The following is an 11,590-nucleotide window of genomic DNA, read 5'->3' as shown; positions in this document are numbered from 1 at the left end:
AACTGCTCCGGATACTTCGACGAACGTGACACGGGGACATCCTTCCCCAGACCACTGTCTGGGATCAGGGTGTCCGGTCCACAGGGGCAACCTCAGATGACTGATCAGCAGACCACCGTCGACACGGCCAGGGTGACCGGTGGGGTCGACACGCACAAGGACACCCACACCGCGGCCGCTCTCGATGGTCTCGGCCGGACGCTGGGCACTCGCACGTTTCCCGCCACCACCGCCGGCTATGCCGCGCTGCTGGCCTGGCTGGGGAATCTCGGCACGGTCACCGAGGTGGGTGTCGAGGGCACCGGCTCCTACGGCGCCGGCCTCGCCCGCTACCTGACCGCCGAGGACATCCGGGTGGTGGAGGTCAACCAGCCCGACCGGCATACCCGCCGCCGCAAAGGAAAAACCGACACCCAGGACGCGATCAACGCCGCCCGCGCGGTCCAGTCCGGCCGCGCCACGACCGTCCCCAAAGCCGGGACCGGCCCCGCCGCCTCGATCACCGCGCTGCGCGCCGTGCTCAACAGCGCGGTCGAATCCCGCACCGCCGCCCGCAACCAGCTCGACGCCCTCATCGTCACCGCACCCGCCGCGCTGCGCGAATCCCTGACCGGGCTGACCGGCAAAACCCTGATCACCGCCTGCGCACGGCTGCGCCCCAGCGCCGACCTGACCGACCCCGCCAACTCCGTCAAAACCGCGCTGCGTCGCCTGGCCCGCCGCATCCAGCACCTCACCGACGAGATCACCGACGCCAAAACCGAACTGGCCACCCTGACCCGCCAGATCCTGCCCGCCACCACCGCCGTCTTCGGCGTCGGCCCCGACACCGCCGCCCAGCTACTGGCCACCGCCGGGGACAACCCCCACCGCATCGACACAGAAGCACGCTTCGCGCACCTCTGCGGCACCGCACCCGTCCCCGCCAGCAGCGGCCGCACCGACCGCCACCCGACGCCTGCTCACCCAACTCGCCCCGCGTGTCGCCGACGCCGCCGACCACATCTGCTTCTGGTCATGCTTCCGGCGTCGGCGACAGCACCAAGCCCGCCCTGGTCACCGCGAACGACGCGGCTACGCACTCACCTGACTGCCGCTGAATCCGGAGCGTTGCGCCCGAGAGCTTCGTGCGCGGCGATGAATTCGTTCGCGCACTGGGCGATCGCACAGCCGACTTCGCCTGCGAGCAACACGGCGGCCATGATTTCGGCGAGTTTGCGCACCTTGCCCGCACCGACGCAATCTACCATTCCGAGGGTGGCCCGGAAGGCCGGAAGGCCGGTTCCGCCCCCAACCGTACCCACGATCAGCGTAGGCAGCGTCAAAGAAATTTCCAGATCGCCACCGCTCGTCACACGCGAGTCCACGATGCCTTTTGAGCATTCGCCCAGGTAAGCCATATCCTGACCGAAGGCCTGAAACAGACTCGCCATACCGTTGGCGACGTGAATATTCAGCGAGGAACTCCCATGCAACGCGAGAGTACTCCGGTAGGTCTGGATATATCGGTCCACTCGCGCCACGTTTGTCCGGCCTTGCGAAACCACAGTGTTCGCGGAAAGCACCGCTCGGGCGGTCACCGCTTTGCCTTTCAGGCGCGCCGGAATGGGCTTCTTGTCCTCCGGGTAAGGCAGAAATTCTTCCAGCTTCATACCGAAGTTCCGGACAATGTACTCCGATACCGCGGCTATTCCCTTGCTGGCCATATTGCTGCCCATCGCGTCACCGGTGGTGAACTCGACTGAAATCAGCACCGTGGAACCGACCTGCTCGTAGCCGAAGCGTTGGACAAGCAGATGACCACTTGTATCCTCCGCCACGCCAGCCAGCACGGGCTCCCGAGTGCGACACCAGGCCACCAGGGCCTGCGCATCATGAAGAGTCCTCACCCGATAATGCACGCTTCGCAGGAAACGGTCGTCCGTCACGAGCACCTCGCAGCCGTTCGACGCCTTCAACATCTTCGCGCCGCGACTATAGGAGGCCACCAGAGTGCCCTCCAGCGTTGCCATGGGGACCACGAAATCACCCACGGCGTGTTGCCCATGCACCGGAACGGGACCGCAAAGTCCGAGCGGTACGGGAACTGCACCGACAAAATTCTCGATATTACCTGCCACGTCGCCTTCGGTCAGCGCCGTATCCAGCGCGGCGATCATTTTTTCGTCGCCAGAAAGCAACGCTGCGACCAATTTGCTTCGCTGCTGCTTGCAGGAGCGCGAAATATGCATCTCCGCGCCATTCCGAGGAAGCATGCCGATCTGCGTTTCACCGACCATCACGCCCGCCTGGCGCCGGCGCCCGATGCCGCCACGGTCTTCCCTGCGGCTTCGACGATCTCGTTGAGGCTGCGCAGCGCGTCGTGCTCCGCGTACTCGGCTTCCAGCCGCCGTGCGGCGACCCGGTAGGAGTCGTCTTCCAGCACCATTCGCACCGCTCGGCCGATGTCGGCGGCACGTGGCCTGCCCGTCGCGAGGTTGATGGCCGCACCGGTCCACGCGGCGTGCGCGGTGGAATCCTTCTTCTCCTCGGTCTCGCCTGCCAGCACGAGCGGCACGCCACGACTGAGTGCCATCTGCATACCACCGAAACCACCGTTGCTGACGAACACGTCGACATGCGGAAGCAGCTGAGAATACGGAATGTACTCGGCGGCGCGGACGTTGGCAGGAAGGGCGCCGAGCGCACTCACCGGCCGCCCGCCGGTTGTGGCGACCACGAGGCAGCTCTGATCGGCCAGTGCCTCGATCGTAGGCAGTATCAGCTCGGAGTAGTCGGTGTTGCTGACCGTGCCTTGCGAGACGAGGACCACCCGCTTCGCGTTCTTCACGTCATCCCACCAAGCAGGCAGCGGCACGCCCTGGGGCTCAGCCTCCCATGGCACGCCTATGAAGGAGACCGAGTCGGGCAGATCGCCGCGCGGATACTCCATGGCCCGGATGGACAGTTGCAGACAGCGGTCGGGAACCACCACCTGCGCGTCGAAGTAGGATGGCAGCGTGCCAGTGCCGCCGCAGTCGCGGATGAGCTGCTCGGCGAGACGCTGCGCTGGAGCGAACGCCGCGAGCACCTCCGCGTTGAGCCGCGCGTTGCGCTCCCGTCCACTCGTCGAGGCATCCGGGGGCAGACCCAGGCCGAACGGCGCGGTGTCGGCGCTGTACAGCGGGAGCACTGTGACGCCGAGACCCATGACCTGCGCGGGCCGAATGCCTGGCGCTCCCAGCTGGATCGGCCACAACCCGTTGAAGTAGATGTCATGCAACACGACCGTCGGCGTGTCCGGCGCAAGCGCCAGAACTTGTTGGATGGTCTCGTGCTGCTCCCGCATGGGCTTGGCCAGGACTTCGGTGAGGTAAACGGCGATCTGTTCGACTCCCGGTGTCGCCTCGGCGATCTGCGGGAAGGTCTCGTACACCTTCGGGCCGTCATAGTCGGCTTGCCCGTTGAGCGGATGGAAGGCCGCGCCCGTGGCGAGTACGGCGTCACGTAAGTTGGTGCCGGTGACAAAGGTGACGTCATGGCCTTCGGTGACCAGATGTGCGGCGATAGGACGCAGTGGGTTCACATGCCCGGGAAAGGGAATCGCCGCCATGATCACACGTGTCATACCCTTGACCTCCAATATGCGGTGAAGTGCGAACAGCTGCGACCATTGATCACAGCGCGCAGGGCGACCGCCGGACGAACCTAATCCGGCACCATCCGGTGGAAACTGCGTAAAGACACCATCGGTCTTAGATCGGCGCGAAGCGGGCCCTCCGGCCTTGAACGTTACACGCCAGAATGGAGGTCTCTTCGAAAGTTTTAGACGTAGAGTTCCCAAATGTGCCTCTTCAGGCAATCTGGTCAGTCGCGGAATCGTTGAGGATTCGTGTCCGGCGAGCGCCCTGTCGCAGCCCGCCCGCCGCATCACGTCCGGGTGCTGAAAATGTCAGGTTGATGCCTGCATGCGCGGTACCCATAACGGACACCGTCGCCGGATTGGCGTCCCTTGCTTCCGGTCACCATTCGATACAGGTCGTAGCGGACGCTCGCGTGAAGTACATGATGGCCCCCTTCCTTGCGCCTGACGCAAGGAAGGGGGCCATCATGTACTGGCGGAAGGGGATCAGTTCTTGCCCAGGACGTGACTCTGTGTGTCGTCGTTCTCGCCCCAGGCGTCCTTCTCCGCCTGGATCCAGATCTGCGGTTCGCGCTCCTTCTCGCCCTGTCCGCCGCCGCCACCCATGCCGCCGCCACCGCCCATGGGGCCCATCGGCCCCATCGGCATACCGGCTTGCTGCGCCGCGCCGAGGCCACCGGGTGCGCCGGCCGGGGACGGACCACCTTGCGTGGTCACCGGCCCACCGGCGGAGAGAGGCTGGGTGTCGAACTTGCCCGCCGGTCCACCCGCGGTCGCGGGTGCCAGTCCCGCTCCGCCGCCGGTACCGGCTCCACCGGCACCCCCGACGATGTCTCCCTTGGTTGACGGCTCGAGGAAGTCTTGCATCGCGCTCCCGCCGCCACTCCCGCCACTCCCGCCGATGGCGTCGATGGCCTTGTTGGCGGCCGCCTTCGCGTCGGCGAGCTCCTGCCGTTCGGCAGGTGTGTCGTCGGGCTGGGCCAGCGCGTCGATCGCCTTGTTCGCGTCTTCCCTCGCTTGTGCCAGCGCCTGCTCGTGCTCGGGGCCGGTGAGTTCGGGCGAGTCGTTGATCCGGTCGATCGCGTCGTTCGCAGCCGACTTCGCCGCGTTCAGCGCTTCTTGCCGCTGCGCATCGTCACTCGACGTGCCAAGGCCGTCGATCGCCTGTTGGGCGGCGGACTTCGCGTCTTCCACCTGTTGGAAATGCTCTGGCGCGGCCACCTTGTCGATCGCGGAACTCATCGCCTCCTTGGCGTCTTCAAGGGCCGCCTTGCGCTCGGGATCGTCGGTCTCGCAGATCAGGTCGTCGATCGCCTTGCTCGCGGCGTCCTTCGCGTCGAGCAGCTGCGCACGATCGGCCGAAGCGGCGGAGTCGGCCCCGTCCTGGCCGAGGAGGCCGTCCACCGCGTCCGACGCGGCCGACTTGGCGTCGTCGAGGGCCTGCTGCCTGGCTTCGGAATCTCCCGGTTTGGTCAGATCTCCGATGGCGTCTTCGGCGGCCTGTTTGGCGTCGTCCAGTCCTGGTGTGTCCACCTGGCCGCCTGCGGTGGGGTCGCCGCCGCCTGAGCTGCCACCGCCCGGGCCGCCGGTGAGACCGTCGGGGGCGGTCGGGCTGGTGAGCCCGTCGATCGCGTCTTCCGCGGCGTTCTTCGCGTCGTTCAGCGCCTGCTGGCGCGTCGGGTCGTCGGTCTTCTTGCCAAGGTCGTCGATCGCCTTGCCCGCTGCCTTCTTCGCATCCGCCAAGCCCGCCATCGGTGAAGCGAGTCCACCGCCCGTGCCCGCACCCGGACTCGTGCTCGGATCCAGTGCACCTCCCGCGCCTCCGGGACTGCCGGCCGACTCCCCTCCTGCCCCGCCCATCAGACCGTCGATGGCTCCCTGCGCGGCGTTCTTCCCGTCCTGCAACGCCTCTTGGCGAGCGGGGTCGTCCGTCTTCGCCGTCAGGCCGTCGATCGCGTCACCGGCCGCCCTTTTCGCGTCACCCAGAGCAGCCTTCGTATCAGGTGACATACCGCCACCGGTCGATGGGGTGGTCGCGCCACCCGCCCCGTCGAGTCCCCCGTTTTTACCGGTTTCGGGAGTCAGGGCTCCGGTAGGCGTCACCTCATCCGCGCGCTTCTCCTGGGCGTTTTCCATCGCGTAGCCCGACTGCTGATCCTCACCAGGCTTCTTGTCGGCATTCTCGACCGCGTAGCCCGACTGCTGATCCTCACGAGGCTTCTTGTCGGCATTCTCGACCGCATAGCCCGTCTGCTGATGCTCATCCGGCTTCTGCGGAACATTCCTCGTCTGCGCTTGATAGCTTCCGTCGGGCGCCGCGGTGGACGTGTCACCATCGGAGATGTAGAGCGGGACCAGGTCCGCGCCACGGGCGTTGTAGGCGGTGCCGAGCGTACCCAGGGCATTCTGCAGGTCTTTCAGCAGCGCCGCGTCCGACGACGTTTTGATCTCCATCAACGCGAGCGGCAGCTGCGCCACGATATCCTGAGCGGCTGATTCGCTAGTGGCGGCCTGGACCTTTCGCTGGGCGTCGGCCTGAAGCGCGGCGACCCGCTGGTCATAAACCTGTTTCCCGATTTTCTGAAGTTGCCACCAGGTGGTCACGAACGTCTGGACAGCGCGCCCGATATTGCCGATGTTCGTGTCGAACTGCTTACCCGTCAAGGTGTCATAGACCTCGTCACTGGTGTTCAGGATCGCGGTGGCGTACTTCGTGAACGCCGCACCCGTTTCACCTTCCAACGCGTCGCCTGCCGCCTTGATCTGCTTGACGAACTTCTCATTGACGGCGGCGAGCGCCACTACAGCGGCTTTGGTGTCCTTCTCGAGGTTGTACCAAGCGGTGGTGGCCGAACCGTCCGCGGCGTTGACCAGGTCGCTGACAGCGGACTCGAGTGACGTCAGCGTGGAGTAAGAGGAAGGGTCGAGACCGGGCGGCGGTGCCGCGTACTGGCCGACCACCGGAGGCTTACCTTGAGAAGCGGACATACGACAGATCCCTATCTAGACAGCCAGCACCGAGGTCGACAGACGCGGACTCGCGCGGACCGCCCGGTTCCTTTCCCGGCGTTTGATTCAGGTGGCGATTACATCGGTTTCGGTCTTGGTGTCGCACGTGCCGATCGCATGCGCGACGGCGCCTTCGAGACCCGTGATCACCTTTCCGATCTCATCGGCGTTCTGTCCATCGGCGCTCTTGAACCGGTCGGAAATTTCCTTGAGCTTCGCCTCCATCTCACCGAAGGCGACCTTGAGGTGCTCGGCGTGCCCGAGGACGGCGCCACGCCGATCGTCCACGACCCGCTCCAGCCAGACCGCGGCCTGGAAATTCCCCCCGTTCGGGCCGGGCGGCTTGAGCGCCTCGAAGGCACTCATGTCATCCATCAGCCGACCGATATTCTGACCGGCCGCGGCGATTGCTTCGGCATCGAACTTCGTCGACACGTCGACTCCTTGCTCTCGAACGACCCTGGCCGTTCTGTTGCCCATGGAAACACGGTGTGCCGAGCGAATCCACCCGGCACACCGTGCGGTTCAGGAGATGCCCTTGGCGCCACCCCTGTCGGCCTGCTTCATCCGCTCTGCCGACTCCTCCAACCTCGTGCGAAGGGCCAGCAAGTTGGACCGGTGAACATCCAGGCCATTCTGCAGGTTCAGAGAGCGCTGTTCGTAGGCGCTCGCCGTCTCTCCGACCCAGTCCGTCATGATGGCCTTGACCTGCGAACCGAGCGTGGTCGCCTGGTCGTCGATCTCGTCGGCCTTTTTCATCATCATCGAGACGCACTGCTCGATAACCGGGTAGTCGTATACAATCGATCCGTCAGTCATCAAAACTCCTTGGAAAAAGATTACGCGGTGGTCCGGGTCACTTGCTGAGGAAGTTGGTGGTGTCCATGGGCACGTTCAGGATCGACTGCGTGTTGTCGGAGTCCGTGTCCACCTGAGCACCGGCCTCACGTCGCATGTCGCCGGCCATACCGTTCAGGTTGCTGAGTACCGTCTTGCGAACCGCCTCCACCCAGTCGCCGGTGACCGAGCTGAGTGCCCGGGTGGCCGCGCTGGTGCTGGCCGCGAGGGTGGATTCGACCTCCCTCTTCAGGTTGTCGAGCTGGTTGTCGACGCTGTTCGCTGTTTCCTCGTGCCTGGCGGCCTGCGCGATGATTTGCTGATCATTGAGCTTTGTGGAATGTGCCACTGTGCTTCCTCCTGCGATGAGTGCTACGACTTTGGCGAGCTCTACGTTTTCGTAGTAGCACGACCACTATTCAAGGTTAAATTCCGCGCGCCGCGGGAAATGCCTTTTCACCGGCCGGGGAGCCGAGGGTAGGGATTCCCCTTACGAGCGGGACGTGTGCGATCACGGCCGCACAGCCTGGGCCTGACGTGCGGCGTTCGTGCTGAGCACCGGCCCGGTCGGCAACAGGTCGAGCAGCCGCATGGGAATCGGGACCGCCGCGGATTCGGCATAGCCGAGCGCGGTGATGGTTTCGGTGTCGGCCAAGGGATACTTCTCTCCGACCTCCGTGACCAGATACGTCACGCCGGCGGTGGCACCCGGTGCGGGCAGAACCCGGGCGAGAAGGCCCCGGCCCGCCGGTATGGCCACCCGGTCGGCCGTCATACCCGCCTGGTGCGTACCCAGCGGAACCGAGGCCTGCGCGACCTGATTGTCGGGCAGGAACTCGGCCACCATCGCCTGCTCGGGGCCCGCCGAGGGATCCTGGCGGACACACGGCTGCGAACCCTGCGGCGGGGTGACGACCTCTGGAGGAGTCGGGGGCAGGTCGTTCGCGATCCCGGCAGTTGCCGAGATCGCCACGCCGCTCAAGGCGTCCGGTGCGACCCGGACGGCTTCGATCGGACCGTCCGGATAGGCCTGCCGGGTGCTCGGAGCACTCAGTAGAAGGGCTGCTCCGGTCCGGCTGAGTGCCGCCAACCCGTCCCGGCGCACGAGGTAGTTCTGTTCGGTGCCGATCGCTGGGTTCCGCGCCTGGTAGATCTGGCCGACCAGGGTCTGCTTCCCGTCGATCACCGGCCCTGGCTGACCGAGATCGGGCACCTCCTGCGCGACGAAGTCGGGGCCTTGCGCGATCGTGTTCAGCCACAACGAAGGCGCCTCGATGGGACGCGACGTGCCATAGCCCAGCGCGACGGCGGCCGAACTACTCGGTAGTTTGAACCGCTTCCCGCGCGTCACCAGGTAAAGTTCACCGCTCGGAGCCGACACGTAGTACGCCTGGCTTTCGTTGAGCACAGTGCCGGGCGAATGTCCCAAAAGGACGCTGATCACCGCACTCGGCGCAGTGGCGGCGGAACCGGGAAGTTGCGTGCACACCGTCCACGGGCCGCCGGTGACCTTGTCGGCCGCGGGAAGCGAATCCGGCGCACCGGCGATCCCGATCGGCTGGCCGACCGGAGTGCCCGCCAGGGAGCCCGGCGAAACGGAGGTGAGCTGGCCACCGGACTGGCCCGCCACCAGCCGCGCGGAGGAGTAGTTGAGCACGGGGCGGAGCTGACCGGCGAGGTAGACGTAACGCGCCCCGCTGGTCTCGTCCATCACGATCGCACCGTCCTGTTTCCAGGAGGTGTTGCCGGTGGAGGGCACGAACATGCCGAAGACCCCGAACACACCCATGGTCACCGCGGCGAGCACGAAGCCGAGCACCGTCCCGGTGGTCATCCGTTTGCTGGGTGATTCCAGCGCGTCCGGCTTGCCGTGTGTCACCGCGGCTGCCAACCGCCCGACCACGAAGAAGTAGGCCTGAACCTGGTCTTTGCGTGATTTCATCAGCCGGCCAGGTGTCGCATGAAGCTGTAGACATGCAGGACCTGCAAGAGGATCGGCAGCACCGCGATGGCGGTGATCAGTTCGAAGATCTCCACCGCGCGCCCCCAGTAGGGCCGGAACCGCTTACCGGGCAGACGTTCGCCGCCGAGCAGGAAAAGGCCGGCGACGAGGACCAGCGGGACGACGACCACGAAGCGGGTCTCCATCGGCCGCGCCAGGCCGAGACCGGCCGCGACCAGCAGCACGACGACCGCGGCGGGGGCAAGGACGGCCCACCGCTGGATCATGCCGCTCGGATGGCGCGAACGCAGCACCAGAAGCAGGGCGACGACCAGCGCGAAGGTGAGGTGCCAACCGTCGGTGCCGATATTGAGCACAGGCACGAGCACGGCCTGCGCCGCTCCGACACCGGCGTGCAGTGCCGTCGAGTAGCCGAAGGTCGCCGCGCCGCGATCCACCACCACCTTGTGCGATACCGCGTCGATGTCTTCGTGCAGTTCCTCGGCGCCCGTGGGGAGCATCGGCAGGGTCAGCCCGGACAGGCGGAACGCGGTCGTCGGGATGAACAACGCCAGGATCAGGGAGACCACCAGGCCGATGGCGGCGGCCTGGGCGGGGTCGGCGGGGGTGACCGCGCCGATCAGGCCGGTGATCAGCAGGACGATGGTGAACAGGATCCCCCCGGCGAACAGGGCCGCGCCGTCGGCCACCACCATGACCCCGGCCAGGAGGGCGAGCAGGGCGGCCGCAGCCGCGCCGGTGATGCTCATCATCGAGATCGCCGCCGGATCGAGCAGGAGCACCAGATACCAGCCCGCCAGCGTGGCGAAACCGACGCCGGCACCGGCCAGGATCACGGCCGGGACGGGCTTGGCCGCGCCACGCGCCACCAGGGCCGCCGCCGCCAGGAACACCACCGAGAGTCCGGCCGAGAGCAGCACCTGCGCCCCCACGGCCGCGTCGGCCAGCAGCAACCGACAAACGAGCAGCAGGACCACGACGGCGCCCAGCCGGAACATCCAGCCGACCCGCGCCGGGGTCAGCGCGCCGGGATGCTCACGCACCTGCTCCGCCACGCCGTCGACCAGGTCGTCGTAGTCGATCGCGGCGAGCTGCTCGGCGCGGGGAAGCAGATGAAGACTTTCCCCGTCGACCACGCTGAGCTGGAGCAAGGTGCGGTCTTCGTCCAGCGCGGCCTCACCGATCCGCTGGACCACCCAGCCCTCGTGCTCGGCTCCCTGCTCGATCGTTTCGGCACCGAACTGGGCGAGGATCGCGGGCAGCAGGTCGACGAGAGGCACCTCGGCAGGCAGCGCCAGATCCCTCGCGTGTCCACCCAGGACGAACCGTAGCCTCGCAGAGCTCGTAGTGCGATGCTGTGTCTGCTCTTCCATCAGGCACCAGGCCCTTCCGTCCAGGTATAGACCCGTGTCCAGCCCATGACGCTAGCGCCGGGTCACCCGGCGGACGGCGCTCGCCGGACCGTTCTCACCGAAAACGGGGAGAACCACTCACCAAGGAAGAAGGGCGCGATGCCGGAGAAGCTGACCGTGGACCTCCACCCGGTCTTCCGCAGCGACAGGGACATCGACAACGCGGTACGCCGCGCTCTGTTCCGGGGCGCCGCGGCGAAGGTGGCGGTGGTGGAGATCATTCCCGGCAAGGGGTCGGGGAAGCTCAAGAACCGGGTGCTCGCGATGCTGCGGCAAGCGCACCTGAAGAAGCTGTACCGGCGAGTGGAGGTCGCACCCGGGAATGACGGGAAGGTGTTGGTACATCTGAAGTAGGGGCTCGTGAGTGATTGGGGTCGTTCTGACGCGGGGTAAGTCGAACGTGGCGTGGCGTGGGGCGGCCGGTCGTGAAGTACATGAAGGCCCCCTTCCTGTACCTAGGCGCAGGGCCCCGGCAAAGTCGGTTGCCGCTGGTCGATATGGCTCTTGGTGCTTCGAGCCGGGCACCGCTGACTGTCCGGAGGGGGTGGGCGGGCCCTGAATGTCCATAAGGGACACCCCTTGGCGGCTGAATGCCCGATTGATGCACCTATGTGTAGTTTCGCGGGAGGGTCGTGAGTGGCAATGAGCGTTCTATTGACACGTAAGGCAAATATGTCATGATCGTGGTGTGGCTTCGAAGGTGCGGGTGACGGACGCGCGGCGGCTTTCTCAGCGTTCGCAGGAGGA

At 66.1% G+C, this 11,590-nt stretch carries 9 protein-coding genes and 1 pseudogene; 2 read left to right on the top strand and 8 right to left on the bottom strand.

The annotated features are described in order from the left end of the window. Positions 1-96 precede the first annotated feature (96 nt). A pseudogene (locus tag ACIRGA_RS40300) lies at positions 97-1,101 on the top strand (IS110 family transposase); the annotation flags it as partial. On the opposite strand, the gene ACIRGA_RS40295 reads toward ACIRGA_RS40300, so the two are convergent. From ACIRGA_RS40295 to eccD, 8 genes are all read right to left on the bottom strand, one after another. Next, positions 1,083-2,159 carry a hypothetical protein gene (locus tag ACIRGA_RS40295; protein ID WP_400952628.1) on the bottom strand — a complete coding sequence of 359 codons (1,077 nt, stop codon included), beginning with the start codon at positions 2,157-2,159 and terminating at the stop codon, positions 1,083-1,085. The pseudogene ACIRGA_RS40300 and the gene ACIRGA_RS40295 overlap by 19 nt on opposite strands. 119 nt (positions 2,160-2,278) lie before the next feature. Continuing rightward, positions 2,279-3,607: a glycosyltransferase gene (locus ACIRGA_RS40290; protein WP_400952624.1), complete on the bottom strand. Its 1,329-nt coding sequence runs from the start codon at positions 3,605-3,607 to the stop codon at positions 2,279-2,281. Between the two features lie 501 nt (positions 3,608-4,108). Then, complete coding sequence (locus tag ACIRGA_RS40285) at positions 4,109-6,583, bottom strand: large repetitive protein (protein WP_400952621.1); 2,475 nt, start codon at positions 6,581-6,583, stop codon at positions 4,109-4,111. Between the two features lie 114 nt (positions 6,584-6,697). Next, the gene (locus ACIRGA_RS40280; protein WP_400952618.1) at positions 6,698-7,066 is read right to left on the bottom strand and encodes a hypothetical protein; all 369 of its coding nucleotides are present in this window, start codon (positions 7,064-7,066) and stop codon (positions 6,698-6,700) included. Positions 7,067-7,156: 90 nt separating this feature from the next. Further along, positions 7,157-7,450, bottom strand: coding sequence for a WXG100 family type VII secretion target (locus ACIRGA_RS40275; protein WP_400952615.1), 294 nt, complete (start codon positions 7,448-7,450; stop codon positions 7,157-7,159). A 37-nt stretch (positions 7,451-7,487) separates the two neighbouring features. After that, positions 7,488-7,817 carry a hypothetical protein gene (locus ACIRGA_RS40270; protein ID WP_400952613.1) on the bottom strand — a complete coding sequence of 110 codons (330 nt, stop codon included), beginning with the start codon at positions 7,815-7,817 and terminating at the stop codon, positions 7,488-7,490. A 162-nt stretch (positions 7,818-7,979) separates the two neighbouring features. Continuing rightward, positions 7,980-9,410, bottom strand: coding sequence for a type VII secretion protein EccB (gene eccB, locus ACIRGA_RS40265; protein WP_400952610.1), 1,431 nt, complete (start codon positions 9,408-9,410; stop codon positions 7,980-7,982). Continuing rightward, on the bottom strand, positions 9,410-10,804 hold the full coding sequence (eccD, locus tag ACIRGA_RS40260) for a type VII secretion integral membrane protein EccD (RefSeq protein WP_400952607.1): 1,395 nt from the start codon (positions 10,802-10,804) through the stop codon (positions 9,410-9,412). Before eccD ends, eccB begins: the two co-directional genes overlap by 1 nt. A 138-nt stretch (positions 10,805-10,942) precedes the next feature. Between eccD and ACIRGA_RS40255 the strand changes: the two genes are divergently transcribed. Continuing rightward, positions 10,943-11,197 carry a Smr/MutS family protein gene (locus tag ACIRGA_RS40255; RefSeq protein ID WP_400952604.1) on the top strand — a complete coding sequence of 85 codons (255 nt, stop codon included), beginning with the start codon at positions 10,943-10,945 and terminating at the stop codon, positions 11,195-11,197. The last annotated feature ends 393 nt before the right edge of the window (positions 11,198-11,590 follow it).

Source organism: Amycolatopsis sp. NPDC102389, from assembly GCF_044765885.1.
Classification (GTDB): domain Bacteria; phylum Actinomycetota; class Actinomycetes; order Mycobacteriales; family Pseudonocardiaceae; genus Amycolatopsis.
This window is presented reverse-complemented; position numbering and strand designations above follow the sequence as displayed.